Origin of the sequence: Cupriavidus nantongensis (genome assembly GCF_001598055.1) — a bacterium.
Classification (GTDB): Bacteria; Pseudomonadota; Gammaproteobacteria; order Burkholderiales; family Burkholderiaceae; genus Cupriavidus; species Cupriavidus nantongensis.
Map to the genome: position 1 here is coordinate 2722014 of NZ_CP014844.1, position 25995 is coordinate 2748008.

The 25995-nt window shown below is 63.3% G+C and carries 25 protein-coding genes and 1 pseudogene; 8 read left to right on the forward strand and 18 right to left on the reverse strand.

Annotation, left to right across the window (positions count from 1 at the left end):
• Positions 1-72: 72 nt before the first annotated feature.
• On the reverse strand, positions 73-468 hold the full coding sequence (locus A2G96_RS12495; protein WP_062799615.1) for a GFA family protein: 396 nt from the start codon (positions 466-468) through the stop codon (positions 73-75).
• A 119-nt stretch (positions 469-587) separates the two neighbouring features.
• On the opposite strand from A2G96_RS12495, the gene A2G96_RS12500 reads away from it, so the two are divergent.
• Complete coding sequence (locus A2G96_RS12500) at positions 588-1496, forward strand: LysR family transcriptional regulator (protein WP_231909561.1); 909 nt, start codon at positions 588-590, stop codon at positions 1494-1496.
• Here the strand turns inward: A2G96_RS12500 and A2G96_RS33300 are convergent.
• The 9 genes from A2G96_RS33300 to A2G96_RS12530 all read right to left on the reverse strand — a co-directional run bounded on the left by A2G96_RS33300 (position 1479) and on the right by A2G96_RS12530 (position 11648).
• The gene (locus tag A2G96_RS33300) at positions 1479-1706 is read right to left on the reverse strand and encodes a hypothetical protein (protein WP_135706367.1); all 228 of its coding nucleotides are present in this window, start codon (positions 1704-1706) and stop codon (positions 1479-1481) included. The two genes, A2G96_RS12500 and A2G96_RS33300, sit on opposite strands and share 18 nt — an antisense overlap.
• 57 nt (positions 1707-1763) lie before the next feature.
• Positions 1764-2162 carry a VOC family protein gene (locus A2G96_RS32505; RefSeq protein WP_082818939.1) on the reverse strand — a complete coding sequence of 133 codons (399 nt, stop codon included), beginning with the start codon at positions 2160-2162 and terminating at the stop codon, positions 1764-1766.
• 313 nt (positions 2163-2475) lie between these two features.
• Positions 2476-3636 (reverse strand): IS30 family transposase, encoded by a 1161-nt coding sequence (locus A2G96_RS12505; protein ID WP_062799617.1) that lies wholly within the window; start codon positions 3634-3636, stop codon positions 2476-2478.
• Positions 3637-4144: 508 nt separating this feature from the next.
• Positions 4145-4519, reverse strand: coding sequence for a Fur family transcriptional regulator (locus A2G96_RS32510; protein ID WP_082818940.1), 375 nt, complete (start codon positions 4517-4519; stop codon positions 4145-4147).
• 271 nt (positions 4520-4790) lie between these two features.
• On the reverse strand, positions 4791-5555 hold the full coding sequence (locus tag A2G96_RS12510) for an HpcH/HpaI aldolase family protein (RefSeq protein ID WP_062799618.1): 765 nt from the start codon (positions 5553-5555) through the stop codon (positions 4791-4793).
• Positions 5542-6774 carry a type III PLP-dependent enzyme gene (locus A2G96_RS12515; protein ID WP_062799620.1) on the reverse strand — a complete coding sequence of 411 codons (1233 nt, stop codon included), beginning with the start codon at positions 6772-6774 and terminating at the stop codon, positions 5542-5544. The genes A2G96_RS12510 and A2G96_RS12515 overlap by 14 nt, the downstream gene beginning before the upstream one ends.
• On the reverse strand, positions 6771-8615 hold the full coding sequence (locus tag A2G96_RS12520) for an IucA/IucC family protein (RefSeq protein WP_231909563.1): 1845 nt from the start codon (positions 8613-8615) through the stop codon (positions 6771-6773). Before A2G96_RS12520 ends, A2G96_RS12515 begins: the two co-directional genes overlap by 4 nt.
• A 28-nt stretch (positions 8616-8643) precedes the next feature.
• Positions 8644-9831: an MFS transporter gene (locus A2G96_RS12525; RefSeq protein ID WP_062799626.1), complete on the reverse strand. Its 1188-nt coding sequence runs from the start codon at positions 9829-9831 to the stop codon at positions 8644-8646.
• Complete coding sequence (locus A2G96_RS12530) at positions 9828-11648, reverse strand: IucA/IucC family protein (protein ID WP_062799628.1); 1821 nt, start codon at positions 11646-11648, stop codon at positions 9828-9830. Before A2G96_RS12530 ends, A2G96_RS12525 begins: the two co-directional genes overlap by 4 nt.
• Positions 11649-11711: 63 nt before the next feature.
• Here A2G96_RS12530 and A2G96_RS12535 point away from each other — a divergent pair.
• From A2G96_RS12535 to A2G96_RS12545, 3 genes and pseudogenes are all read left to right on the forward strand, one after another.
• Positions 11712-12248, forward strand: a pseudogene (locus A2G96_RS12535) (chromate resistance protein ChrB domain-containing protein); the annotation flags it as partial.
• 22 nt (positions 12249-12270) lie between these two features.
• Positions 12271-13461 carry a chromate transporter gene (locus A2G96_RS12540; protein ID WP_053821818.1) on the forward strand — a complete coding sequence of 397 codons (1191 nt, stop codon included), beginning with the start codon at positions 12271-12273 and terminating at the stop codon, positions 13459-13461.
• Positions 13462-13508: 47 nt separating this feature from the next.
• On the forward strand, positions 13509-13967 hold the full coding sequence (locus tag A2G96_RS12545; protein ID WP_053821817.1) for a chromate resistance protein ChrB domain-containing protein: 459 nt from the start codon (positions 13509-13511) through the stop codon (positions 13965-13967).
• A gap of 28 nt (positions 13968-13995) precedes the next feature.
• Here the strand turns inward: A2G96_RS12545 and A2G96_RS34410 are convergent, their stop codons facing one another.
• The 7 genes from A2G96_RS34410 to A2G96_RS12575 form a co-directional block, all read right to left on the reverse strand.
• Entirely contained in the window at positions 13996-14130 is a 135-nt protein-coding gene (locus A2G96_RS34410) for a YHYH domain-containing protein (RefSeq protein ID WP_099047658.1), read from the reverse strand.
• A gap of 105 nt (positions 14131-14235) precedes the next feature.
• Positions 14236-14613, reverse strand: coding sequence for a hypothetical protein (locus A2G96_RS12550; protein ID WP_053821816.1), 378 nt, complete (start codon positions 14611-14613; stop codon positions 14236-14238).
• Positions 14614-14664: 51 nt separating this feature from the next.
• Complete coding sequence (locus A2G96_RS12555; RefSeq protein WP_053821815.1) at positions 14665-17769, reverse strand: efflux RND transporter permease subunit; 3105 nt, start codon at positions 17767-17769, stop codon at positions 14665-14667.
• A gap of 8 nt (positions 17770-17777) precedes the next feature.
• Positions 17778-18911 (reverse strand): efflux RND transporter periplasmic adaptor subunit, encoded by a 1134-nt coding sequence (locus A2G96_RS12560; RefSeq protein ID WP_053821814.1) that lies wholly within the window; start codon positions 18909-18911, stop codon positions 17778-17780.
• An 11-nt stretch (positions 18912-18922) separates the two neighbouring features.
• Positions 18923-19477 carry a hypothetical protein gene (locus A2G96_RS12565; protein ID WP_053821813.1) on the reverse strand — a complete coding sequence of 185 codons (555 nt, stop codon included), beginning with the start codon at positions 19475-19477 and terminating at the stop codon, positions 18923-18925.
• A complete protein-coding gene (locus A2G96_RS12570; protein WP_150124119.1) occupies positions 19474-20694 on the reverse strand; it encodes a TolC family protein in 1221 nt (406 codons plus the stop codon). The genes A2G96_RS12565 and A2G96_RS12570 overlap by 4 nt, the downstream gene beginning before the upstream one ends.
• A gap of 98 nt (positions 20695-20792) precedes the next feature.
• Positions 20793-21146, reverse strand: a complete 354-nt coding sequence (locus tag A2G96_RS12575) for a hypothetical protein (protein ID WP_053821811.1) — start codon at positions 21144-21146, stop codon at positions 20793-20795.
• A 134-nt stretch (positions 21147-21280) separates the two neighbouring features.
• Between A2G96_RS12575 and A2G96_RS12580 the strand changes: the two genes are divergently transcribed.
• From A2G96_RS12580 to A2G96_RS12590, 3 genes are all read left to right on the forward strand, one after another.
• Positions 21281-22339: a DMT family transporter gene (locus A2G96_RS12580; protein ID WP_053821810.1), complete on the forward strand. Its 1059-nt coding sequence runs from the start codon at positions 21281-21283 to the stop codon at positions 22337-22339.
• A 246-nt stretch (positions 22340-22585) separates the two neighbouring features.
• On the forward strand, positions 22586-23068 hold the full coding sequence (locus A2G96_RS12585) for a hypothetical protein (RefSeq protein WP_053821809.1): 483 nt from the start codon (positions 22586-22588) through the stop codon (positions 23066-23068).
• A 489-nt stretch (positions 23069-23557) separates the two neighbouring features.
• Positions 23558-24112, forward strand: coding sequence for a hypothetical protein (locus A2G96_RS12590; protein ID WP_150124120.1), 555 nt, complete (start codon positions 23558-23560; stop codon positions 24110-24112).
• Positions 24113-24389: 277 nt separating this feature from the next.
• On the opposite strand, the gene A2G96_RS12595 is transcribed toward A2G96_RS12590, so the two are convergent.
• The gene (locus tag A2G96_RS12595) at positions 24390-25310 is read right to left on the reverse strand and encodes a LysR family transcriptional regulator (RefSeq protein WP_062799636.1); all 921 of its coding nucleotides are present in this window, start codon (positions 25308-25310) and stop codon (positions 24390-24392) included.
• Positions 25311-25376: 66 nt separating this feature from the next.
• Here A2G96_RS12595 and A2G96_RS12600 point away from each other — a divergent pair, with 66 nt between their 5' ends.
• Positions 25377-25994, forward strand: a complete 618-nt coding sequence (locus A2G96_RS12600) for a LysE family translocator (protein WP_062799639.1) — start codon at positions 25377-25379, stop codon at positions 25992-25994.
• Position 25995: the final 1 nt, after the last annotated feature.

The following is a 25995-nucleotide window of genomic DNA, read 5'->3' on the forward strand; positions in this document are numbered from 1 at the left end:
TTCCACTATTCTTTATTTCAAGCTTCTTATTCGTGATATTTACCTTGTATGTGTACTGCCCTCCGACTGGCCTCAGTATTCCTTGTGCTGCGGAAGCGTATCGGTGATGTCATACCACGACGCCTTGCTGCCGACAAAAACATGACGCTCGGCCTTCACGCCGGGATCGCTATCAAGCGTACCGAGGGGGAATCCGAATACCTCGGGATTGCAGTCAAATCGCGTCAATATGCTTGAGCCACATTCGCTGCAGAATCCCTTGTGCTCGCCAGGCGAGGACTCGTAAAACTTGACGGTGTTCTGCCCCGATACCCATTCCCAATCCCTAATCGCCACCTTAGCTCTCGTGCGGAAGGCCGAGGCATGGAGCTTTCGGCACATCGAACAATGACAATTCAGGACGTCGGTTAGCGGGCCGTGGATTCGGTATTTGATGCGTCCGCAGAGACAACTGCCGTGCTGGGTCATGGGCTTCTCCAGGAAGTGTTGCGATGAATGCCAAATTGGAGAAGATCGTAGGGTGTGCGGAAATTTTGATAAAGTAGCCGCCCATGAATGGATTCTTCATGATTTACGAATAATCGACGATGGATCAGCTGTTCAGCATGCAGGTGTTCTGCCAGATCGTGGACTCGGGGAGCATGGCGCAGGCAGCCCGGGTCCTCGGACTCGCGCCTGCGACGGTGACCGGCGCACTAGCTCGAATAGAAAAACGGCTTGGCGCGCGCCTGCTCGACCGGACGACGCGTCGCATCGCCGTGACCGAGGCGGGCAGGCTCTGGTACAAACACGCGAAGCGCATCATTGAACAGTCGCATGAAGCTGAAGATGCGGTCCGGCGCCTTGCGTCGGAACCAAGGGGTGAGCTGCGCGTGACATTACCGTTGGGCGTGGCGCTGACCTTTGTGTACCCGCATCTCCATGAGTTCACGGCACGCTTCCCGAGAATCAGCCTCGATCTCCAGGTTAGCGACCGGATTGTCGACCTTGTCGCCAACGGCTTCGATCTCGCCCTGCGGGCGGGGCGACCGGGGGATTCCGATTTCTCCGCTCGATGCCTCAGCACGTACCGCCGCGTAACATGCGCCAGCCCCGCCTATCTGGCATCTCATGGCGCCCCCCGGCATCCGGCCGAACTGGCACGACATCAGTGCCTGATTTACCGCCATGAACCGCATTCCTCATCTTGGCAGTACCAGGTGGACGGCACAACTATGGCAATTCCGGTAGATGGGCCATTTTCGAGTAACGAATCGCATGCGCTGATTGCATGGGCCAAGGCAGGCAAGGGAATCACCCGGCAGCCCGACTGGCTTGTCGCGCAGGACTTGCTCAGCGGTGGCTTGATTCGGCTGCTGGAAGAGTACGACGAGATTGGTGCGTCTAAGCAGCCGGGAATATATGCGGTGTTTCCGAAACCTCGCAATCACCCGAGGAAGGTCGAGGCTTTCGTGAAGTTTTTTTCTCAAAAGATCGCCTCAGCATCCCACCAGTAGCGTCACAAACGGGGCGAGGGTCGTGCGCCATATATCGAGTGTCTTGCTGGGATCGCAGGCGCCCATCGTTTCCTTGACCGGACGGATGGCTCGGATGACAGCTATCGTCGGCGGTGGCAAGTGGTTTCCTTCGACGAGGATGGCGTTCAACGCCGTATATGCGCCGTCCGCTTCGGCTTCCGTTGCCCGCGCCAGCGCGTCGACGGCCATCTGAGGCGCTGGCCGTGTCGACAGGCGTAGAGGCAGGTCAGTGCTAAATCGATAACGCTAAACCGACACCGGGTGATGACAGCATACGCAAAGCTTGTTTCCATCAGCATCTCGGAAGTATGCGCCGTAGAAGTGAGGGTGATACTGGGTTCTTAGGCCAGGAGCGCCTTCGCAATTTGCTCCGTTTGCGAGCGCACGGGCGTATGCCTGGTCAACGGTCTGCCGGTCACGCGCAAGCAATGCCACCATTTGACCATTCCCACCTCGCGCAGCATTGCCGTCATATGGCTTGCCAATAAGGAACAGCGGCCGCGGTGCGTCCGTTGCCATCCACCCTGCCCATGGCGTGTCGCGCTCGCAGAATTTGAGGTTGTGTCCTAGTTCATGCATCAACGCCGAATAAAACTCAAAAGCACGATCGAAGTCGTTAACGCCAAGAAAAATGTGCGAAATCACTTTGCGTCTCCCAGGAAGGTGGCGGCGACGAACAATATCACGGCTGTGAGGTGGCATCGCTCCTAGCCTCCCCACGAAGGGTCAGCCTCGCCGGTCCGATACCGAGACGCAAAATCGGGGCTAATTAAGCGGCAAGGCGATGTTGTTCTTCTGCGGCAATAGATGGAAACCGTCGCTCAACGTGCGATCGCAACTGGTCATTGAGCACGACCGTCCGGACTGCCTTCCTCCCCGATCCAGGATTTCCGCACCCTTGAGCCAATTGAAATGCCAACGATGGAGAGCATCGCAACGGCCGCAGCCGGCCGCAGATTCAACCGGTCAACGCAACAGCTTGATGGAATCGTTCAGCCGGTGTATCGAAGTTTAATGTCTTGCGCGGGCGTTCGTTGAGCCGCCTGGCGATGGCATTGAGCTTGGCTTGCGAATAGACCGAGAGATCGGTTCCTTTCGGGAGGTACTGTCTCAAGAGCCCGTTCGTGTTTTCGTTCGTGCCGCGCTGCCAGGGATTCTGAGGATCGCAGAAATAGACCTTGATATCGGTCGCGACAGTGAAGCGCTTGTGGCCAGCCATCTCTGTGCCGCGATCCCACGTCAGCGATTTGTACAATTCCTGCGGTAGCTTGCCAGCGTGCTTGATCAGGGCGTTGACTACAGCCTCAGAGTCCTTGCTGGCAATCTTCACCAGCATCACAAACCGGGTCTGGCGTTCGACGAGTGTTGCAATCTGGCTGTTGGCGCTGCCGAACAGCAGATCGCCTTCCCAGTGCCCGGGTATCGCGCGATCCTCTGCCGTGGCAGGGCGTTCACTGATCGATACGACATCTCGGATGTTCGTACGGTTGTCGGTCTTCAGTGTGTGTTGGCGCGATCTACGCATGGCTCGAGAACGCCGTAGGTGTTCCAGCAACTCCCTTTTCAGCGCGCCACGGGCCTGGATGTAGAGGCTCCGATAGATGGTTTCGTGCGACACCTGATAGTCCCTGTTGACCGCGTACACGTGCTTGAGCCAACCCGCAATCTGCTCTGGCGACCACTGCAATCGAAGCTTGCTTGCCACCACCTGGGCAAGTGTCCGATTCTTGACGAGCTTACATGCCTTTGGGCGCCGTGCGCGCTCCCATGCGAGCTCGTCGGCCTGGTTCGCCAGATAGCGCTGTCTGCCCCCATTTCGCCGGACCTCGCGGCTGATAGTAGAAGGAGCACGCCCCAGCCGGGCTGCTACGGATCGGATGGAGTGGCCGGCGACTACTGCGCGCGAAATCTCCTCTCGTTCGGCAAGCGTCAAGGCCAACCTGGAGCGGTGTCGTTGCGCTGGCTGTATTCCGCCAGTCTTGGCGAGAATCCCTTGTATGGAGGAGTGGTAGCGATCGAACAGTCGGGCGATCTGCGCAAGCGTGTCACCTTTGCGCCACCGCTCCCACATCAGTGCCTTTTGACTCTCGGTGTAGTAGATCCGCCGTCTTTGTTTCATTTGCAGCACCCCTCAGGCTCGCAAAGCCTTTAGTGTGTTGCATCGACCGGTGGAATCTGCAGCCGGCTGCTGCCGCTGCGCTCCCTCCAGACTTTTGCGCGTGGACACGATCCACATGACGCCGGCGTTGCCTGGCGCGGCAATAAGGTTCGATAACGTTGTGCTTATCGCGTCAATACCACGCGAAGGGGATGCAGCGGAATTGGTGATCTTGTATCCGTGAAAGCGTCGTGCAGATGGCAAGACACGGAGTCAGAACTAAAACCGCTGAATGCGCAGTGCGTCGTGGTAGCGGTGATGTGTCGGAGTCGGCTGTCAATGGGCAGGCGCTCGGAACGGGAGCAAGGTCGAAATGGGCGGCAGCTGAGCAACCGACCGACTTTAGCTCCCGGAAATCTTGCTCGCATTGCCGGCATCGACCACAGTCGACAAAATCCGCAGCCGATAAATTGAACCCATACCGATGCATCGCCGCACGATGCAGTTCGTCCAGCCTCACATCGACGATCTACTCCAAGGCGTGGCATTGCGTGCAGAAAAAATGGAAATGCGGGGGATGGTCGGCTAGTTCATAGTAGTGACGGGCGCGAGGAATCCCTCTTTCAATCTTGACTCTGCCCACCAGGCCCGCGTCCGCCAACTGATAGAGCGCACTGCGGAAGGTTGACACCGGTACTTTCTCCTGCAGGGTCAGCATGACCGCGCAAAGCCTGTCGACTGTCAAATGGCGGGGCGGGCAGCGACGAAGGATATGCAGGACCAATTGGTTTGCTGGTGTCGGAGACAGGCCGCTTTTCCTGAGAAGTTCCGTAGCCCATATCCTGTCCTCCTCGACAACGGCGTACGCGGAGGTCTCAGGTCCCGGTCGGCGAGGGATTGGCATTGATGTTCGGAGATGGCCAGCTTCAGCGCGGCCGAGGGGGAACGGCGTTCCTCGGATCGGTCACTGTGGTGCCGGCAACACTGGACAATAGTAGTACGCCAATGACGGGCTCGCCATACAGGCTAATCGCCAGCCCGCAATTATGCTGCTCGCCATTGGTGAACATCGAACCGTGGGAGCAATCAGCATAGTGCACCCAATAATGATTCACAATCAGCGGCAGCACTACTGGCCCATAGGACCTGGCACACGCACAGTCCAGAGTTCGGATTCACCCCCGAAAGCCGGCAACCAGTTGCTTCATTGCCCGGAAGGCTGTAGCGCGGTCGTCGCCTAGCAGGAAGGCGTGAACGCCTTGTTCGCGCCAGTGCTCGCATTGCCCGGCAGCGCGCGGAATGGCGCAGAACGGCACGCCGTGTCCATGGCAGGCCTGCGCGACACGGCGGATAGCAGCCTGCACGGAAGGATGCTGCGCGTCAGCGGGCACGCCGAGGCTTTGCGACAGGTCGATCGCACCCTCCAGCACCATGTCGATGCCCGGCACGCTGACAATCTCTTCGATGGCATCGACGCCTTCCCGGTCCTCGATCATGGCCACCACCATCAGCTCACGGTTGGCCCGCTCGAAGTAGGCCGGCAACGCCAGCGTGCCGAAGCCGGTGGTCCGCCCCCCGGTGATGCCGCGCGTGCCGAGCGGATGATAGCGCGCGCTGTCGACCGCCAGTTCGGCCTCCGCCCGGCTGCGCACGTGCGGCACCACGATGCCCTGCGCGCCGGCATCCAGCACGCGCAGGATGATGTCCGGCGCCGCGCATGGTACGCGTACCAAGGCGGTGGTGCCGGCGCATTCCGCGGCGCGAATCATGTTCTCCAGCGTCTCGGGGTTCACGCCGACATGCTCGAGGTCCAGGATCACGAAATCAAAGCCGGCGTAGCCGATCATCTCGGTCATCAGCGGCAGGGGCAGCGAGTTGATCAGCCCGAACACATCGCGCCCGGCCGCAAGCGCAGCCTTCAGTTGGTTAGGCTGCAGCATGGGAATCCTCCACGCGAAGGTAGCAGTGCCGCGGGTGCGGGTGGCGCAGGAAGTCATGGTGCGAGATGTGCCAGGCGTAGGCGCCGGCATACGGAAAGACCACCAGGTCGCCAGCGCGCACGCGGACCACCGGAGCGTCTTGCGCGAGGATGTCCTTCGGCGTGCAGAGTTGCCCCACAATATTGACCCGCGCGTCTTGCACGCTGGGGCGCGCAAACGGGTAGCGCCATGGTTCCACGGGCAGCACCTGGAACGGGTGGCTGTGCCCCTGCGCATAGGGCGTGCGGAAATGGTGTGTGCCGCCGCAGGCCACGACGAAAGCGCGGTCGAAGGCGTGCTTTACGTCGATCACCTCCATCGCGTAGTAGCCGCAGAAGGCGGTGATATAGCGCCCGCATTCAAAGCGCACGGTCAGCCCGTCGCGCTGATCCGATAGCGCCGGGAGGCCTTCGGCGAAGGCGGCCCAATCGAACTGCCGCTCGGGCTCGCGGTAATTGACGCCGATGCCGCCGCCGACGTTGATTTGGTCCAGGGTGTCGAGCCCGTACTCCGCGCGCCAGCGCCTGACCTGTTGCAGGTAGGCGTCGAGCAGGCGCAGGTGGGCGGCGGCATCGAGCTGGTGCGACATCAGGTGGAAATGGAAGCCACGCAGCCGGATCTCCGGGTGTTCGCGCAGCCATGCCAGGCAGGATGGCAGCTGGTCGCCGGCGATACCGAATGGCGTGGGCTTGCCGCCCATCATCAGCGTGGTGGCCTGCAGTCCTTCGATGGCGAGGTTGACACGCAGCAACACCGGGGCGGTGACGCTGCGCTCCCGCGCGAGCCAGGCCAGCCGTTCGAGTTCATGCAGGCTTTCCGCATGCAGGGCCTCGACGCCGAGATCGAGCGCCCTGGCCAGTTCCGCATCGGTCTTGCCGGGGCCGCTGAAAATCAGCGGTACATCCGCAAAGTGCTCGCGCACCCAGGCCAATTCGCCGCCCGAGGAGATCTCGAAGCCGTGCGCGAGCGGCTCCAGTGTTTGCAGGATCGGCAGGTCGGAATTGGCCTTGATCGCGTAGAACAGCTCGAAGCCGGCCGGCAGGCCGCGCGCCGTGGCCGCGGCGTGGCGCCGCAGCGCCTCCAGGTCGTAGACGTAGGTGCACAGCGGGGTGCTGGCATTGGCCAGCGCGTCGTGCAGGTGGGCAGCGACGCGCGTCCAGCGCAGTTCGGGGGCGGTCATTGCCATGCCGCCTCCACGCCGGCGAAAGGAATGGGATTGGTGACAGGCACATAGGTGGAAGCGCGGTCAGCGCGCTGGAAGAAGCGGTTGCTGAAATTGGTCTTGGCCGGGAATGGGCTGCCGGCCAGCAGCCCATTGATACGCCGGGCCGAGGCCGCATTGCCATAGCGATGCTGGTAGGTATGGAGGTGATGGCGCACCACGGACCACAGCCGCGTGGTCATGGACGGCCTGCCGGCACCGAGCTGGGCGATGACTTCGCACAGGTTGTTGACGAACAGGCAATAGGCCACGCGGTTCCAGCCTTGTTCCTCGTCGTACCACAGCGATGCCTGCGCGCGTTCGCTGAGCTCCGGCATCGAAGACGCGGGATGGCGCGAGGGTGTCAGCTTCACGCCCTCAAAGTCGCGCAGGAAGAGCTGCGCAGGTAGGCCCTGGCGCAGTCCGAGCACCACGTTCTGCAGGTGCGGCTCGAAGATGACGCCGTACGCGAAGAACAGGTGGAAGACCGGATAGACCAGTTGCGACACGTAGGCGGAGAACCAGCGCTCGGCCATGGCATCCACAGGCGTCCCTGCCTGCGCCGCGAGTTCGGTCAATAGGCGCTGCATGCGGGCTTCGCCGTAGTAATGGTTGCCGAACAGCGAGCCGGCCAGTAGGGGCACGCAGTCAGGCGTGCGCAATGTATCCACGCTCTGGCGCAGGATCAGGCCGAAGCCTTCGATGACCTGGCGATTCTTCTCGATATCGGCGTCCTTGAGGTCCACCGACAGGAACGCTGGTTCCTCCATCAGCGCCAGGCCCGGGAACAGCCGGCCGAGATCCGGCAGCAGCGGACGCAGCACGCGGTTGACGTGCATGGCGCTCTCCAGTTCGTACCATGCATTCTTGCGCACGCAGTTGGTAATACGGATGTTCAGCGACAGCTTGTAGAAGTATGGATTGCCGGGCTGGTACAGGGTGCGGATCGACGAGGTAGGAAAGAAGTCCGCGCCCTGCGCGCCCAGGTCCTGTATGCGGCCGCTCGCCAGTGCATCGCGCACAAGCGGGTGCTCGCGCAGGTAACCCGCCTGCCAGGGATGGACCGGCACCGCCACGCGGTCGGCGGCGACCGCCGGGGCATTCGCCGCGATCAGCTGGTCGCAGTTGGCGTCGAGCAGGGACTGCTGCGCGATGTCGTCGCGCGGTACCGCAAACCACGCGAGCGGAAAGCGGGTGCGCAGTTCCGGCGAGTAGCGCAGCAGGTCCTCATCGGAGAAGCCCTGCCGGCTCTTCGGTGTGGGGTGGAACGGATGGCCGAAGGTAAGCGATTGCTCGGAATCAATGTAGGCCTCCACCGGATCGGCCGGAATCGTGGCGGGCACCGGCACGGACAGGACTTCCGTGCTGACGGCCACGCTGTTGCGGATCTGCTCCATCAGCTCCGTATTGGGCGGCAGTTCGTGCTGCTGCGCCATCTCGCGCAACACCAGCGCGGCCAGCGATTCCCAGTCGAGCAGCGCCCACGGCTTGTTCTCGGCCTTGTGGAACACTGGCGACAGATAGCGATAGTTACCGGTCAGCCAGGCACCGCCGACCACGGCCAGGAGCCGGTCGTGGATATGCGGCAGCTGCACTTCCAGGACCTGGGCCTGCTCGCGCTGCAGCGTCATCGTAATCGTCGCGGGCCAGTCGTTCTGCCCGGCTGGCAGGCCGACGCGCAGCTGGCCGGCGGGCGCCGCGACTTCGCGGCAGTAGCAGTTCAACAGCGTTTCCTGGCAGCGACGCGCGGCAGCCAGTTCCGCCAGTTCTGCCGACATGCGGCGCCTGCCGGTAACTTCCATCTTGGTTTGCACTTGCATTGTCGTGTGACCTCGTTCTCGGGAGGGATCAGAGTGTGCTCATCCGCTGTTTGGCGGTAAGGAGCAGGTAAGCGACGGCCGGCGCAAGCAGCGCGGCGCCAAAGAGGTAAGGCGTACGCTGGCCGGCCAGGCTGACTGTCGCGCCTGCGGCAAGTCCGGCGACGACGCCCCCCCATTTCGAACTGCTTTCGAACCAGCCGAAGGTCCGCCCGGCATTGCCGGCGTGCACGACGCTGGCCACCAGCGCGTGCAGCGCGATAAAGCCGACCGTCATGGCGGTGCCCATCAACAGGCGCCAGGCCACCAGCGCCGGCAGGCCGAGCGGCGCCGCCTGTGCCAGCAGGGTGATCACCAGCGTGCCGTAGGCGGTAGCGAGCAGTCCCAGCGACGGGGCCAGACCCAGCCGCCGTGACAGCAGCGGTGCGGTGGCCAGATACACCAGGTGTGGCAGACCGAACAGCAGCCCGGCCTTCGCCGCGGATATGGCAGGCATGCGCTGCTGAATGTCGGGGATGAAGTACGGGAACGTCACGACGGTGGCGAACACGAACGCGAACTGCAGCACGTAGATCTGGCGGGCCGTGGCTGGTGCCGCGGCACTTGTGTCGCCGGTGGGTGCCGCCGCGCGCTTTGCCACGCTGGCGGCATCGCTCGCAGGCAACCATGCGATCAGTGCCGCGGCGGCCAGCGGCAGCAACGCCAGCCAGCGGTACAGCACGATCGGCGACTCCGCCCCCATCCACAGGCCGAGGCAGGCGGGCGCCGCCACCAGCGCGGCGCGCGCCGACCACTGCATCGCCGTCAGGCTGCGTGTGAGCGTGGTGCCGCTGGCGACAGTTGCCAGGTAGGCATTGGATGCGGAGAAGGTGCCGCCCAGCACACCCTGCAGCACGAGCGCCGCCAGGAAGGTGAGCGAGTTGGTCGCGTAGCTGGCAAGCAGGAAGCTTGCCGCCAGGCCCAGTTGCGCGCGCATCAGCAGCGGCTTCTTGCCGAAGCGATCCGCGAGCCGCCCCCACCATGGCGCGGACACCGCTGCCAGCAGCGTCGGCACCACGTAGAACGCACCCGCGAGCCACGGCACGTCATTGTGCAGCGAGCGCTGCAGGATCAGCGCGAAGAATGGCGGCATGCCCAGCGCCGCAAACGCCGCGATGAAATGGCACAGCATGACCACCGCCACTACCTGTCGGGTACCGGTACTGGTGCCGGTACTCATGCGGTCACCTGGAGGAAGTTGGGCGCGCGCTTGCCGTAGAACTTGTTGACGTCGGTCGCGCCGGTCTGAGCCTTCTCCACCAGCGACGCCGCGGTCAGCAGGTACTTGAGGTGCAACCGGTCGTCATCAAGCAGCACCTGGCGCGCGAAGGCGGTGTCTTCGCCAGCGGCGGCCAGGTCGGCAAGCACGGCCTCCACATGGCGCCGCACGCGCGCGTACCCCGCGGCGGGATCGGTGCCGCGACGCTGCGCCAGGCCTTCCACCAGCGCTGCAATGTTCAGCTGCAGCGTGATGGTGACGAACATCTGCGCCAGCGGCAGCGCACTTGCCACGCCAATGCGCTGGTCTTCCAGATCGTTGAGGCGGCCCGCCAGTGCCGGCCAACGGCGCGCGAGCGTGCCGCGGTCGATGCGGGCGGCATCGTTGTCCTTCAGCAGCAGGCGCAAGCCATCGTCGCCATAGACCAGCATCGAATTCTGCTGGTTCGACTCCAGCGCAATCCCGTAGCGCAGCCACAGCGTGAGGTGCAGTTGCAGCGTGAGTGCCAGGTAGGCGTCAAACCATGCATTGAGGTTGCCGGTGTGGTAGCGGGCGGCAAGTTCCTCTGCCACGCACAGGCCGCCGGCGGTTTCGGCCAGCAGACCGGCAACCGGCACCACCGTAGCGTTCGCCAGCTGCTGTTCGGGGTAGCGGCGCAGGATGTAGCCCAGGAATGGGCGCTGGTCAATGTGGGCGCCGTTAGCCTCATCCGTCAGAAGCACCTGGCCGTTAAGGTTTGGTTCACGCCGGACGATATCACCAAGCAGCGTTTGGATGCGATGTCCGTCGCCGATAGTACTGGGCTTAATGGTACGGATGTTCCTGGCGCCCAAGGTACGGATCGTGAGCGGCAGCTTGACGTGCCAGTCGGGCGCATCGAGCAGGATCAGCGAACGCACCGACAGCGTGGGCGACACGCGCATGTAGGCGCGTGGGGCGCGGATGATCTGGCCGTCCAGTCCGGCTTCGGCCAGGAAGCCGTCCAGGTGATGCTGCCATACGAACGGATGCACGGGCACCAGCGCATGTGATGCAGCGAGCGCGGGATCGAGACCGACATCGGTGAAGTCCGGCCAAATCGGCGGCAGCGTGTCGCCGCTGGGATGATGGCGCTCGCGCGGGACCGCCAGCCAGGTCAGCGCAAAGACCGGCTGGAACTCGGGCGCGTAGTGAGCCAGCTCACTGGCGGCAAAGCCAAGCTTGGCACGCGCGGTGGGGTAATAGGGATGGTCGAGGAAGCCTGCGATGCGGTCGTAGTGGAGCATGCGCTGGCCCCATGCCGGCAGTGCGTGACCGTCGGCACTGTCGGGTTGCGTAAACCAGCGTGCGCGCTCAGCCATCGAAACCTTGCGATGCTCGACAGCCGCACGGCATTCGTCGCCGTAGTCGGTGAACAGGCGTGCGTCTTCAGCAGGAAGATTGCCGGCGAATGCTGCCAGGATCGTGTCGACGTCATGCAGTGGGGAGAACGCGCCGGCGTCTTCTCGCAGCAGCGGCAGGCGGGTCAGGCGCCATTCCTGCATGTAGCGGGTGGGCGTAACTGGGATCCAGAGCGTGCCGGCACCAAGGTGAGCCACGCGCAGCCACTGCTGGCGGGCGTCGAAGCCATGCCCGGTGGCGGCCGGTACGGCATCGGCGCTGTGCAACTCGCCGCGACTGGCGCACGCGCGGACATCTTCGCGCAGCAAGGTGTCGACGACACGGACGCAGATATAGGCGGCATCCGCATCTGGCGTCGCGGCGGACAGGCCCGGTTGGTCAGGCAGACGGTCGGTCATTGTGCGATCTCCCATGCGAGCTTGCTGCTGGCCAGCTCCACCGCGGCGGCGAGACCCGAGGTATCCGGACCGTCCGCGAGCTGGGACGCATTTCAGCGCGGGGCCGGTCGGGTTCTCTCGCCAGGTGAGCCGCACGCGGCGGACATGGGCATCGTTCCCAGGGATCCCGCCCAGTACCAGGGACGCCGCTGGGCAACACGGCGACATATTTGGATTGACCGCATCGCCTGCGCCTGGCTGATTCAGCGCTTCATTGATCCGCACGCGACATTCCTCTGGCTTGCTGATCCGCAGGCGTGTCCCGATGACGCGCTTGGATTCGATTTCGACGGTGCCGCTTTCACGCACGTGGGCCAGCGCGTCAGTTTCGAGGTGTTGTTGGCCAGCTTTGGGCTGGAGGAAGACCGCGCCCTTGCCCGCATCGCCGCGATCGTCCATGCCCTGGATGTCGGCGGGGACCCGCCCGCGGAGGCCGCCGGTCTCGAAGCGATGCTGTCAGGGCTGCGGCAGACCGCTCGGGACGACGACCAATTGCTCGCCGAAGGCATACCGGTTCTGAGCGCGTTGCATCGTCATTTCAGCACCCGGCCCAAGCGCTGATCTCTCACTTACCTATGCACCAATGAAAGCCGATCGCACTACCGTTCCGTCCCCCTCAGGGGGGTCTTACACCCTGTGGCAACTGGTGGCGTACATGCTGCGCCTGGGCACCCTGGGCTTTGGCGGCCCCGTGGCGTTGGCTGGCTATATGCATCGCGACCTTGTCGAGTCGCGCAACTGGTTCACCGAGGCCGACTACAAGGAAGGACTGGCCCTGGCCCAATTGGCGCCCGGCCCGCTGGCAGCACAGCTTGCCATCTATCTCGGTTTTGTCCACTACCGTATTGCCGGCGCGACCCTGGTCGGCATCGCCTTTGTGCTTCCGTCCTTCCTCATGGTGTTGGCGCTGGGTTGGGCATACGTGCGCTTTGGCGGCCTGACGTGGATGCAGTCGGTCTTCTACGGCGTGGGTGCCGCGGTGATCGGAATTATCGCGATCAGTGCGTACAAGCTGACGCGCAAGAGTGTTGGCGGTGACCCCTTGCTCTGGACCATCTATGCCGTCCTGGTCGCGGTCACCATCATCACGGAATCAGAGATCGCGTGGCTGTTCATTGCCGCCGGCGTCCTCGTGTGGTTCTGGCGCGCGCCGCCGAAGTGGTTCAAACAAGGTGGCATGCCGATCGCTGCTGCGTGGCAAATTGCGCCGGGCTCGGGAATTTTGACCAACTTCGATTTGCCGTTGCTGACGCAGATTGGGTTGTTCTTTGCCAAGGCTGGCGCCTTCGTCTTCGGCTCGGGCCTTGCCATCGTTCCGTTCCTGTACGGCGGCGTCGTGACCGAGCATCAATGGCTCAACGAAAAGCAGTTCGTCGATGCGGTAGCGGTGGCGATGATTACGCCGGGTCCCGTCGTCATCACGGTGGGCTTTATCGGCTATCTGGTGGCTGGGCTTCCCGGGGCCATCGTCGCTTCGTTGGCCACCTTCCTGCCGTGCTATCTGTTCACCGTGATTCCGGCGCCCTACTTCAAGAAGTACGGGAAGCTGCCTGCCATTGTCGCCTTCGTGGACGGCGTGACAGCCGCCGCAGTCGGGGCCATCACGGGCGCCGTCGTTGTGCTGGCTAAACGTTCCATTATCGATGCACCCACACTGGTGTTGGCGATCGTGACCGTGCTGCTGCTTTGGCGATTCAAGAAGTTGCCGGAACCGGCGATTGTCGCTGGCGCCGCGGCAGTGGGTCTCCTGGTGTATCCGCTGCTGCGGTCCTGAAACCCTGATGCGGGCGGCCAGGCACCCGTACCCATGAGGAGACGACCATGAAATGGGTCACCCGCGAAAGGCCAAAGATCGACCGCATTGCCTGTCCTTGGCTGATCGCCCGCTATATCGATGAGACGCCTGAGTTTTTGTATGTGCCGCCGGCCGACGTATTGGCTGTTGCACAAAGCACTGGCGCCGTTCCATATGATGTGCCCGATGTGGAGTTGTCGCATGTCGGCGACCATTGCAGCTTCGATGCCTTTCTCGATAAGTACGGATTAGCCGAGCCGGCCCTGCAGCAGCTTGCCGCCATCGTGCGTGGCGCGGACACATCGAGGCTGGACCTCACGCCACAGTCGGCGGGACTTTATGCCATCTCGCTCGGTTTATCGCGGCGCTTTGCCGACGATCACGAGATGCTTCGCCATGGCATGGTTCTCTACGATGCGCTGTACGCCTGGTGCAGGGATTGCCAATCGGAGACGCACAACTGGCCACCAGCGCAACGCATCTGAACGCAGCAGCTGGCAGCCCGCTGCGAGATCAATGGCAATGTCGAATGCCAGTCTTGTGGTCCATATGGCAGCCATTTCGATCGGTGCCGCCGCTATGCGACCACGCCGCAGTAGACGCGAAACCGAGGACCGCAAAGATAAGAACAATGGCGCTGCGCAGCATGATGTCTCCGTCCGTCTAGTGTTGATTTGACGGTAAGGTAGCACCGAAGACGCATTTGGCCATCCCTTCGCAAGGAGGGATGGCCACCTCCTCAAGCGCGGAGGCTTACTTCACCGCGAACCTGACGGTTACGGTTTTGCCATCGGCAAAGGCGACATTTGCCACCACCTTCGCACCGGGAGCCACGGCGATTTGTTCGGCGCCCACCAGCACATTTCCTTCCGCGGGCTTGAGCGCCGTCTCGCTCTTCTTGCTGCCATTGAGCACCGTCAGCTTGCCGCTCGCGCCCGCGACCGACTTCTTCTGGTCATGGTCGTCCACGTACAGGCTGACGTTGCCGTCCTTTGCCACCAGTTCGAACTGCATATCGCTCGCCGTCTGCACGACGCCGCCGTACTGCGCCGGCTTAGCGCCGTGCGCCATCGCCGTGCCCGAGATCGAGATGCAGATTGCGGCCAGCGCCGCGGCAATGCGTTGGTTCATAGTCCACTCCAAAAAACAGTGGGCGGCTCGAGGGCGCCGCCCTGACCCATTTCAATAGGCGTGCGTGCCGGCTTGGCCGGCGAGTTCTTCGATGGATTCACGCCCGAACAGCCATACCGCCAGCGGCGTCAGCACGGTGTCCAGCAAGGTCGAGCTGACCAGCCCCCCGAAGATCACGACGGCCACCGGATGCAAGATCTCCTTGCCGGGCGCATCGGCCGCCACCAATAGCGGCGTCAGAGCGAATGCCGCCACGAGAGCGGTCATGAGCACCGGGGTCAGACGCTCCAGCGAGCCTCTGACGATCATCGGCATGCCGAACGACTCCCCTTCGAGCCGGCAAAGATTGATGTAATGGCTGACCTTGAGAATGCCATTGCGCGTCGCGATGCCGGTCAGCGTGATGAAACCGACCATCGATGCGACGGACAACGTCAGGCCCGCGGCCCACATCGCAATGACGCTGCCAATCAGCGCGAAAGGTATGTTGGCCATGATGATCAGCGTCAGCCGATGCGCGCGATATCGGGAATACAACACCAGGTAGATCAACGCCAATGACATGACGGCCAGGAGAGCAATCAGCTGCGTAGCCAGCTCCTGCGCCTGGAATTGCCCCTCGATGCTGACGAAGTACCCGCCCGGCAGACTGGACTGCGCGACCGCGCCCCGTACTCCGGCGATGATGCGGCCCATGTCGGAGCCGTCGGTATTGGCGTAGACGACGATTCGTCGCCGGCCATTTTCCCGGCCGATCTGATTGGGGCCATCGCCCTCTTCCACCGATGCGATGGCGGCCAGCGGCACGGGCCCGCGTGGCGACTGGATCATGATGCGCGCCAGATCCTGTGGCGTGCGCTGCGTTTCGGCCAGCCGCACAACGAGATCATGACGTCTCACGCCCTCGATAACCTGGGATGCCCGTGCGCCTTCGGAGAGCGTCTGCATGGCGCCCAGCGCATCGCCGGGCGTGATGCCATACTGCGCGGCCTTTCGATAATCCAGGCGCACGTTCACCTGTGGAATCAATACCTGTCTCTCGACCGTGATGTCGACCAGGCCGGGCACCTGCGCCAGGCGACCGCGGACGGATTCCGCCAAGCCCCGCAGGGTATCGAGGTCGTCGCCGTAGATCTTCAGGGCGATCTGCGCCCGCACGCCCGACAGCAGATGGTCCAGGCGATGAGAGATCGGCTGCCCGATGGCGACGGATGCAGGCAGCGAGGAGAGTTGTGCGCGGATGGCGGCCATGACTTCCTCGCGGCTGCGATCGGAACGCTTCAGGTCGACATCGATCTCGGACGAATGCACCCCTTCGGCATGCTCGTCGAGCTCCGCGCGGCCAGTACGGCGGCCCACCTGCGTGACTTCCGGTACCTGGCGAATCAGCGATTCGGCCAAGGCGCCCATGCGGTTCGCCTCCGTCAGCGATGTGCCCGGATTGAACATCAGGGACATGACCAGCGAGCCCTCGTTGAAAGCCGGCAGGAAGGCCCGCGGAAGCCACGGTATCGATGCCGCCGCGATAAGCGCGGCGATCCCGGCGCCAGCGAGAATGACCCGGGCACGCGGAAACGACCAGTTCAGCACGCGCGTATCGACCCGCTTGAGCCATCGCACCAAGGGACTATCGGGATGGTCCAGGCGCTTCATGCCGGGAAGCAGGTAGTAGGACAGCACCGGTGTGACGGTCATCGACACCAGCATCGACGCAAGGATGGACACGATATAGGCCACGCCCAATGGCGCGAACAACCGGCCCTCGATGCCTGGTAGCGCAAACAGCGGCACGAACACCAGGACGACGATCAACGTGGCATAGACGATGCCCGAGCGCACCTCCACGGACGCGCGCCAGATCGTCTCCAGTACCGCAGGCGCCTCCGTCATGGTCTTGCGCTGCTTGAGCCGGCGCAGGATGTTCTCCACATCGACCACCGCATCGTCGACCAATTCGCCAATGGCGATGGCCAAGCCCCCCAGCGTCATCACGTTGATCGACTGGCCCAACACGTGAAAGGCCAGCGCCGTCACGGCCAGGGACAGCGGAATGGCGATCAGAGAAATGGCGGTCGTGCGAGCACTGAGCAGGAAGGCAAAGAGGATGATCGCGACCATGATGGCGCCGTCGCGCAGTGCCTCAACCACATTACCGATGGAAGCCTCGATGAAATCCGCTTGCCGGAACAGCACGCGCGGCGCTTCCAGGCCCTTGGGCATGCCCTGCTTGAGCTCGGCCAGCGCCGCTTCCAGTTCGCGTGTCAGCTTGACGGTATCGGCGTCCGGTTGCTTTTGCACACTGACAATAACGGCCGGCTTGCCGTTGAACCCGGCGTCGCCGCGTTTGACCGCGGGGGCATGGCGCACACTGGCGACCTGCTGGAGCAGCACCGGGGCACCATCGCGATATGCGACGGCCAGCCCGCCGAGATCATCCAGGCGCGTCGTACGGCCCAGGTTGCGAATCAGATATTCCCGGCCGTTCAGGTCGATGAAGCCGCCACTGCTGTTGCTGGCGAAGTCCCGCAGCGCGTCGGACAACTGGCCGAGCGAGATACCGAACTGCGCCATCCGTGCAGTGTCCGGTTCAACCCGAAGCTGACGGACTTCGCCGCCAATGGGAATCACCTGTGATACGCCCGGCACCGACAGCAGCCGCGGGCGCAGAACGAAATCGGCGTACTCGCGTGCCACCATCGGGCTGACGCTCTGAGCGTCGATCGGCAAGGCGATGAGCATGATCTCGCCCATGATGGACGAAACCGGCCCCATGATGGGCGTCAGTCCACCGGGCAATTGCTCCCGCACCAGCGCCAGGCGCTCCGACACCAATTGCCGGTTGCGATAGACGTCGCTCCCCCAATCGAATTCGGCATAGACAATCGACAGTCCCACGCCCGAGACCGAACGCACTCGCGTCACGCCAGGCATGCCATTGAGCGCGGTTTCGATGGGAAAGGACACCAGCAACTCGACCTCCTGGGGCGCCATGCCGCCTGCCTCCGTGATCACCGTCACCAGGGGCTTGTTGAGGTCCGGAAACACATCCACGGGCGTACGCCAGGCCGTCATGGCCCCGAACGCCATCAAAATCGTAGCCAGGGCCAGCACCACCAGCCGGTTGCCGAGGCTGGCACGAACTATCCAGTTGAACATGCCCGCCCCTACCGAATCTGGTTGATCAACGAGGCACCGCTGACCACCACGCGGTTCTCGGGGGACAGACCGTCAACCACGACGACATTGCGCGCATCCAGGACACGTACCTGGACGGGCTGTGCGATAAAGCGCTGGGTCCCGGACTTGATCCAGACACTGGTCTCATTGTTCTGCCCGCGGACCACCGCTTCGCTTGGCAGCACAATTCCCTTCACCGTGTCGGTCAGGTGCGCAACGACGGTCACGGGTTGCCCGACCGCAAGAGGGAGCGACGTCTGGCCGGCAAGCCGGAACGTCAGCGGTACCGCGCCGTTGCGCAAGCTGCGGCCCGCGCCGACAAACTGCAACGCCCCGCCCTGCACGTTTGCCAGGGCTCCATCCCGGATCCGGCCAGCGAGCGAGGCGTCGGCGCTCTGGGCCTCCACCATCAAGCGGGTCGGGTCGACGATTTCATACAAGACGTCATCACTTGCGGCGACTTGACCTGCGACGACGTTGGCCGAGGCGACAATGCCGCTCGCCGGCGCGCGCAGCGCATCGGTCTGATGCAGGCTGGTTCCCACGGCGGCGCGCTGACCGGACAGGCTCTGGACTTCGGCGCGTGCAGCTTCGATGTCCTTGCGGGGGATGCTGTCCTGCAGCGACTCCAGCCGCTGCAGGCGCTGTTGCGCGAGCTTCAAATTCGCGCTCAGGTTTGCCAGTTGAGCTTGCTGATTGCCGATGTCGAAAGGTTCGTTCTTGTGCCGCAACACCGCCATGACGTCGCCCTTTCGCACACGCTGGCCCAGCACAGGGAATCCGCCCGGCGGCGCCTCAAGCCAGCCGGGGTGTCCGGCCTGCAAGCGGCCACCCGCGTTCGGGTCCATCACCACAGTCGCATTGAGCTCCAGCGACACAGGATGCTCGCCAGCTTGCGGCATGATGGTACGAATGGCCATCCGGCGCTGCGCCAGCTTGGGCACCTGCACGCTGCCATCAGGAAGCCGCGCGAGCCCGGCCGCTGCAGTTGGCGCGGGTCCGTCAAGATGCTCGCCGTCGGGACCATGGGCGCCCGGAGCGGCCCAGGCGGGAACGATGGCGCTGAATTGGGCCGCGGCGGCGGCCACCAGCAGCGCCCGGCAGAATGTCGTGTTTTTCATGTGATGTCGGCCTATCGGTTCATCGCGCCAGTCCGACGGCGATACCGGCGGATCATGACGAACAGCCCCAGTGCGAGGACCACTGCGATCGCAGCGCCGGCCCAGGGCTTCCAGGCAACGTGGTCGTGGCCGTGTTCGTCGCCACCAACGGTGATACGCCCCTCGATCAGATCGGATTCGGCGCCGGCAACCAGCGTAAAGACGAGCGCATGCTGCCCCGGTGCCTGCAGCGCCTTCAGCAGTGCCGCATCGGTGAAGGAAAAGTCCCCCAAATCGGCATGCAGCTTGGCCTGCGCCTTGATTTCCCCTAGCTCGACCTCTAGCGTGCCTGCTGTCACTGGCTCGTTGGTCGCATAGCGATCGACGAGTATGGATAACTCATCGTCGTAGAGCGTCCCGACTAGCTCGAACGCTTCGGTGTTTGCTTCGATGGTCGGCCTTGTGGTCCCGGCCGAAGTTGCGGCCGGGGCGTCAAGATGTTCGCCACTTGGGCCGTGCGCGCCGGGGGCTGCGTATCCAAGGCCGCATCCGAACAGCAGCACAAGCGCGATGAGGCAACGATTCATGGCAATACTCCCAGAGCCTGTTTGAGATTGGCGATGGCAGCGCCGCGCCGCGCGCGCTGTCGCGCTGCGTCGGCTTCGGCTTCCAGCGCCTGGTTTTGTGCGCGCAATACCTCGGTCAGGCCGATTTCGCCTGCATCGAAGGTCTTGCGCAGGAGGACCGCGCGCTCGGCGAGCATCGCGCTGCGCTGCTCACTGAGCTTGAGCTGCTGCTCCACCAGCGTGAGAGCCTGTCGCGATGCCTCCGCTTCGGACTGCACCACGCGCTCCATGCGCTCCCGCTCCGCGCGTGCGGTCATGACTTCGGTCTGAGCGGCAGTTTCCCTTGGCAGATTGCGGGCGTCCGTCGCAAACGGAATCCGAATGAACACGCCCACGGTCTGGTCGGACGGCGCGCCGCCACCGGCCGCATCACGGCGATAGGAGACCCCTACCTCCGGAGCGTCCCGGCGGGACTTCTGCAGATACCCGAGTTGTCGTTGCGCGCGGAGCAGGCCTCCGGCGGCGGCTTCCAGCGATGGGTGGGCCGAGACGGCCTCGGGCATGGCAGGTCGCTCCTCGTAGCGCAGCGGCAGCGCGGAGGCACCGGTCAATTGGAACAGCCGTGTTGACAGTTCGGTCATCCGTGCCTGGCTGTCGGTCAACAACGCGCGCGTGGCGAGAAGATCCTGATCCGCTAGCAGCAGATCGGTCCGGGCAAGATCGCCGGCGGAAACCCGTCGTGCCACATCGTCGCGCAAAGATGTGGCGTTTAGCACGCGTCGGCGCAACACTTCCTGCTCGGCCGCAGCCGCCGCAAGCTGCCAGACCCGATCCCGCAATTCGCCGGCAACGGCCAGCCTGGCAAGTCTCGCTCTGGCATCCGCCTCCGCCAGCTGGGCGTCAGCGAGCTCGCCCCTCGCCGCTCGCTGACCCGGCAGCCAGATAGGCACGCCAAGCGCGACTTCGCTTTCTCGAACGCCCCGCCCGTCCGTGAACCGGTCCCCACGATGACGCAGGTCGGCGACGGGAGGTCCGGCGATCAGCGAATCCGCCTGAATACGACTTGCAGCGGCCTCCTGTCGCCGCCCCTCGGCCGTCTGGAGCGCGACCGAACGCTCCCATGCGACCTCGAACAGGGACTGCAGGTCCGCTGGCGCGGATCGCTCAGCGGGCGCTTGGGCGTATGTAAGGGGCGACAGCACGAGCGCTGCCACCAGAAGTAGAAATGATCTCTGCATGAAAAACCCCAACGCGAATGGCTTGAAGAAGCAATGCGACGGGGCGCGACCCGTAAAAAGGCGTCGCAGCAGACGAACAAACGAACGCTACCCCGTCGTCAGACAGGAGCGTGAGGTGGGCGTAATGGTGGTGTGCCGGTAGGATCCGGTATCACAGCGCCGTCAAACAGGGGCGTCTGGTAACGCGGCGGCAGGACGGGAAGCGAGTAAGCCAGGCTTACCGTTCCCAAGAGGTTCGAGGCGAGCTCGAAGTCCAACTGGTGTGACGCCGAGGCGCTGGAGTCGTCCTCGTGGATATCGCCATCGTCGTCATGATGATGCGGCACGTGCTCGGCGTGGACAACCATATGGTCCAGCACCGGGCCGGACGCATGCGCGAATTGCCGCTCCACTGCAGCGAGAGCCTGCAGCGGGAGCATCAGCATCAAAAGGATGGCAACAATTCGCGACATGCGCCGGATTCTACAGGAATATGCCGGCGTCATTGGCGCACCCCTGCCGCGTAAAGGGCCGCCCAATCACCTGGTCGCCTCAATTGTCGGATGCGCGCGACAATGCCATTCCGCTATGCCAACCGCAATACGCCATGTCACTACGCTTAGCATCCCCGGCGCTCGCTGCCGCGATACTTTTTGGAGCCAGCACTCCGCTGGCCAAGGCTTTGACCGGGGGAATATCGCCGCTGATGTTGGCGGGACTGCTTTACTTGGGCAGCGGAATCGGCCTGCTCATCGCAATTGGTGCCCGCCGACTCTTTGGTGCGCGTCAAAGCGCCGAAGGCGGCACGCTTGCCATTCCCCCCGCAGAGTGGCCGTGGCTGCTTGCCGCGATTATTGCCGGGGGCGTCGCCGGCCCGGCCCTATTGATGACGGGCCTGAACGAGACAAGCGCCGCGACCGCGTCGCTGCTGCTGAACGTTGAAGGAGTGTTGACCGCCGTGATTGCCTGGGTGGTCTTCAAGGAAAACGCCGATCGTCAGATCGTTCTAGGGATGGTCGCGATCGTGGCGGGCGGGCTCCTGCTCTCGTGGCAGCCGGGCGAAGTCAGATTCGCATCGGGGGCGATTCTGGTCGTGGCAGCGTGCCTTTGCTGGGCCGTCGACAACAACCTCACACGCAAGGTTTCCAACAACGACGCGCTGGTCATTGCCTGCCTGAAGGGACTGGTAGCCGGCGTCTGCAATACAAGCTTGGCATTTGCCACCGGCGCGGATCTGCCGCCGTTTGCGAGCACACTGGCTGCCATGGTCGTGGGCTTCGCGGGATACGGCGTCAGTCTCGCCCTGTTCGTCATAGCCTTGCGCTGGCTGGGCACTGCGCGGACCGGCGCCTATTTTTCGATTGCGCCGGTATTTGGCGTCGTCATATCGCTGGCGATATGGCCCGACGTGCCAGGCGTCACGTTCTGGCTTGCCGCAGCTTTGATGGCACTCGGCATCTGGTTGCACCTCCGGGAACGGCACGAGCATGAGCATACCCATGACCCGCTCGAGCACAGCCATGCCCACCGGCACGACGCGCACCATCAACATGAGCATGACTTTCCGTGGGAAGGGGCCGAACCGCACCGCCATTGGCATCGGCATGAGGTGCTGATCCATCGGCATCCGCATTATCCGGACACGCACCATAGGCACAGCCATTAGGACACGTTCGAACCCGCCGAAAAGTCGCTATGCGGCGCTGCGTGGATCAACGCCATATTGGCGCACGTGTGTGCGCCACCCCACAGAAGCGAACCGGCGCGGCTACATCGCGCCTGGGCCGCCTCGCCCAACCCGCACAGCCCCACTGTATGGGCGGATTCGGAACCAAGGTACCAGCCCACGGGGAACGGTGGGTGCAGCGTGACGGACCTGTAATACTATGGCTACCCTCACCGCTTAACTGGCATGACTAACTTCGTTTTCGCGCTGACGCCGGCGCAACAGGCTGCGGTGACGGCGCGCCGGATGGCGCTGCAGCTGTCCGCACGCCAAGCGAGGTTCTTGGCCGTGGCTGCTGACCCCGATGACCCGCTCGGCATTGTGCGCGTGTTAGGACTCGACATCTCGACGCTGCAACCCTTGGCACCGCGCCCCTGGCTCGACATGGCTGCCCGCACAGCTAGCGTCAGCTACCGCGGTTCTTTGCCGTCGGACGTGCTGGCCTCCATGCTGGCCGAAGGCCGCGTGGTGTCCGAGTGGTTCCCTCATCTCGGGCACCTGCTGGATGAGACGCCGCTTTCACTGCTGATTCTCGCCATCGAGCAGCTCGCTAACCAGCAACACCTCCCCTTCACAACGCTCTGGCGGAATCTCGGGCAACTAGCGCAGGCGTGTCAGTCCCATCGGCTCGCGGGCTGGCTGGAACTGTTCGCCGAGCATGACACCTGATCGCTGACGGCCTCGTCCAGTCAGCGCCGAAGTCGCTGTCGCACGGTAATTTGCAGCGGACCATCTTTGCCGCGCAATCGTTCGGGTAGCGCCCGTGCCACGACACCATGCGACAAATCGCCAGGCCGTATGTGCGCAGACCACTGACCCAGGTCACGCTCATTGAGGGTGAGAGACGCGTTAAACGCGGACATGGCCCGCCACACCAGTTGCCGAAGGCCACGCGCGCTATAGTGTGATGGTTGCGTAGCAGTCGCGACCATGTTGGTTCGTGGCGCGCGAACGCCCCGCAGATAACCCAACGCATAGCAGAGCGGGTCATCGCGATCGCGCCAGTGAGCGTGCAGCGCCGCAGATAGCCGCCGGCTCACCGGCACCGCCCGCTCGATTTCTGCACAGATTTGTTACAATTTTTAACTCGATGAGCCAGCCCTCTTTTCATTGTGAGCGGCAATGGGAAACCCCGACGAACTAAGCAGAGAAGACCTGTTGCTCCGCCTCATCGAGCGCTACGTCATGATTGGTGGCCGTTACTACCGTGACATACCGGCGGAACAACAGGCGCAATACCTACCCGACGTCTGCGAGAGCGAATCGTATCGATGTGAACGGTTGCGACAGCTGCTATATGAGCACGGCGCATTTCGAGGAGTGCCTTTCCGAAAGGGACCGATCGAGGTGATGGACGCCTTTATCGCCGAGGGTCCGCAGCGGCTTGCGGCAGAGCGCGAGAGACAGCGCGCCAGTGCCGAAGAAGACGAGCAAATGCGGAACCGACTTCTTGCACGGCAAAGAGAGCGCGAACCTCAGATTGACAAGACCGCAGACAAGCACCGCCGGCTGAGCTGGCTACCTTATGAGTCGGGGCCCAAAGGCCAGATTCTCGACCTCGTCAGTGCAAGCGTCAAGAAGTTGCACGCGGTCCAAATCGCCAAGCAGCTCGAGATGGAAGTAGCCGATGTTCTGGAAGGACTGGCGTCGCTGATCAGGTCAGAACGCATTATTGCGAGGGGCGACGGCACGTTTAAACTGGCAGACGAATAACCTGCCGGGGAGACACGCCCCTTCGCACGCTACCTGACAGACTGAAGATGTAACATGGCCGCCGTACATCCAAAGAACACTTTAAGTTGAACCGTTCAACGGAGTAACAATTTTCTGCAACGTTTGTTCAACTAAATTTGTTACTAGGCAAGCGACAAGCAGCGTCACGCCGTCAGTGCGTGAGTAACAAAATTACGCAAAACAACGTCCTCTGCGCAGCAGTCCAGGCGTACGACCTAGCCGTCCGCTACCCAGCCAGCACCGCGAGGCCGACTGGTCATGCCATTCCCCTGAGCCACGCCAATAGCGCATCGCGATCGCTTCCCTCCCCGATCGGCGTCGCCGACAGCAGACAATACTGCGTGCCGTCCTCGATGAATCCCATGGGTGCGCACAGTACACCTCGCTCGATATCGTCGCGCACCAGTTGCCACGGTCCCATCGCGACGCCGAGGCCCGCCACGGCGGCCTGCAGGCTGAAATAGAAATGCTCGAACACCGTCTCCTTGCCCGGCGGCAGCGTGTGTCCCGATAGCGAGGCCCACTGCCGCCAGGCGCCCGGGCGGGTGCGTGTCTGCAGGCGTGGCGCTTCCCGTTTGAGCGACGCCTTCGATCCGAGCGCGGTGAACCACCGGGACACCTGATCGGGCCGGCAGACGGGCCCGACGCGCTCAGGAAACAATGGCACGGCGTGATAGCTGTCGGGCCAGTCGAAATCGTTGCGCCGGATTGCGAGGTCGATGCCGTTGTGAAAGGAAAACGGCCCGCCGCCGGCAACGAGATGCACGTCGATGCGCGGATGCGCGGCCTGAAAACCGGGCCAGCGAGGAATCAGCCAGCGCATCAACAGCGTCGGTTCGCACGACAGCACCCAATGGCGACTCTGGCGCGCCCCAACGCGCAGCTCCCGTATGGCTTGCCGGATCACCTCCAGTCCCTCGCTGACTGCGCGTCCCAGCTTGCGGCCCGATGGCGTGAGAAAGACGCGGCGGCTGCGCCTCTCGAACAGGCGTACGCCGAGATCTTCCTCCAGTGCGCGCACTGCCCGGCTGACCGCGCCATGGGTCAGGTGCAGCTCTTCAGCGGCGCGGCTGAAATTCTCCAGCCGCGCGGCGGCCTCGAAACAGCGCAGCGCGACCAGCGACGGCAGGCGGCCGTCCGATTGTGAGTCGGGCTCACCGTTATTGTCATAAAGCATCGTTTTTTGCCGGCATGGAATGACGATATATTGCCCGTCATTGTGAGCCTGAATAGGAGATATTGCATGACGGAGGCACTGGCTGTCATTACCATCACGCTGCTCGCCGTCATTAGTCCGGGGCCGGATTTCGCAATGGTGACGCGGAACAGCCTGGTGCTGTCGCGCCGCGCTGGCGTGCTGACGGCGTGGGGAATCGGCAGCGCGGTGCTGGTGCACGTGGGCTACACGCTGCTGGGTATCGGCGTGCTGATCCAGCGTTCGCTGTGGTGGTTCGAAGTGTTCAAGTGGATCGGTGCCGCCTATCTGGTGTATCTCGGCATCGGCATGCTGCGCACGCGCCGGGGTTCGCTGCAACTGGAATCCACGGTGCGCGCAGTGTCCGATGGCGATGCCTGGCGCACCGGCTTTCTGACGAATCTGTTGAACCCGAAATGCATGGTGTTTGTCGTCAGCCTGTTCATGCAGGTGGTGCAGCCCGGTACCCCGCTGGCAACGCAGATCGCCTACGGCGTGTTCATCGCGGTCGCGCATATCGGCTGGTTCAGCCTCGTCGCCACGTCGCTGTCGGCTGGGCCGGTACGCACGCGTCTGCTATCGGTGCGTCACTGGGTCGACCGGGTCTGCGGCGGACTGATGGTCGCGCTTGGCGTCGCGCTCGTGCGCTCGGTCAGCGGGCGATAGC

Coding starts and splice junctions, on each gene's coding strand:
- A2G96_RS12495 (WP_062799615.1), bottom strand. CDS start 468: ATGACCCAGCACGGCAGTTGTCTCTGCGGACGCATCAAATACCGAATC.
- A2G96_RS12500 (WP_231909561.1), top strand. CDS start 588: ATGGATCAGCTGTTCAGCATGCAGGTGTTCTGCCAGATCGTGGACTCG.
- A2G96_RS33300 (WP_135706367.1), bottom strand. CDS start 1,706: ATGGCCGTCGACGCGCTGGCGCGGGCAACGGAAGCCGAAGCGGACGGC.
- A2G96_RS12505 (WP_062799617.1), bottom strand. CDS start 3,636: ATGAAACAAAGACGGCGGATCTACTACACCGAGAGTCAAAAGGCACTG.
- A2G96_RS32510 (WP_082818940.1), bottom strand. CDS start 4,519: ATGCCAATCCCTCGCCGACCGGGACCTGAGACCTCCGCGTACGCCGTT.
- A2G96_RS12510 (WP_062799618.1), bottom strand. CDS start 5,555: ATGCTGCAGCCTAACCAACTGAAGGCTGCGCTTGCGGCCGGGCGCGAT.
- A2G96_RS12515 (WP_062799620.1), bottom strand. CDS start 6,774: ATGACCGCCCCCGAACTGCGCTGGACGCGCGTCGCTGCCCACCTGCAC.
- A2G96_RS12520 (WP_231909563.1), bottom strand. CDS start 8,615: ATGCAAGTGCAAACCAAGATGGAAGTTACCGGCAGGCGCCGCATGTCG.
- A2G96_RS12525 (WP_062799626.1), bottom strand. CDS start 9,831: ATGAGTACCGGCACCAGTACCGGTACCCGACAGGTAGTGGCGGTGGTC.
- A2G96_RS12530 (WP_062799628.1), bottom strand. CDS start 11,648: ATGACCGACCGTCTGCCTGACCAACCGGGCCTGTCCGCCGCGACGCCA.
- A2G96_RS12540 (WP_053821818.1), top strand. CDS start 12,271: ATGAAAGCCGATCGCACTACCGTTCCGTCCCCCTCAGGGGGGTCTTAC.
- A2G96_RS12545 (WP_053821817.1), top strand. CDS start 13,509: ATGAAATGGGTCACCCGCGAAAGGCCAAAGATCGACCGCATTGCCTGT.
- A2G96_RS34410 (WP_099047658.1), bottom strand. CDS start 14,130: ATGCTGCGCAGCGCCATTGTTCTTATCTTTGCGGTCCTCGGTTTCGCG.
- A2G96_RS12550 (WP_053821816.1), bottom strand. CDS start 14,613: ATGAACCAACGCATTGCCGCGGCGCTGGCCGCAATCTGCATCTCGATC.
- A2G96_RS12555 (WP_053821815.1), bottom strand. CDS start 17,769: ATGTTCAACTGGATAGTTCGTGCCAGCCTCGGCAACCGGCTGGTGGTG.
- A2G96_RS12560 (WP_053821814.1), bottom strand. CDS start 18,911: ATGAAAAACACGACATTCTGCCGGGCGCTGCTGGTGGCCGCCGCCGCG.
- A2G96_RS12565 (WP_053821813.1), bottom strand. CDS start 19,477: ATGAATCGTTGCCTCATCGCGCTTGTGCTGCTGTTCGGATGCGGCCTT.
- A2G96_RS12570 (WP_150124119.1), bottom strand. CDS start 20,694: ATGCAGAGATCATTTCTACTTCTGGTGGCAGCGCTCGTGCTGTCGCCC.
- A2G96_RS12575 (WP_053821811.1), bottom strand. CDS start 21,146: ATGTCGCGAATTGTTGCCATCCTTTTGATGCTGATGCTCCCGCTGCAG.
- A2G96_RS12580 (WP_053821810.1), top strand. CDS start 21,281: ATGTCACTACGCTTAGCATCCCCGGCGCTCGCTGCCGCGATACTTTTT.
- A2G96_RS12585 (WP_053821809.1), top strand. CDS start 22,586: ATGACTAACTTCGTTTTCGCGCTGACGCCGGCGCAACAGGCTGCGGTG.
- A2G96_RS12595 (WP_062799636.1), bottom strand. CDS start 25,310: ATGCTTTATGACAATAACGGTGAGCCCGACTCACAATCGGACGGCCGC.
- A2G96_RS12600 (WP_062799639.1), top strand. CDS start 25,377: ATGACGGAGGCACTGGCTGTCATTACCATCACGCTGCTCGCCGTCATT.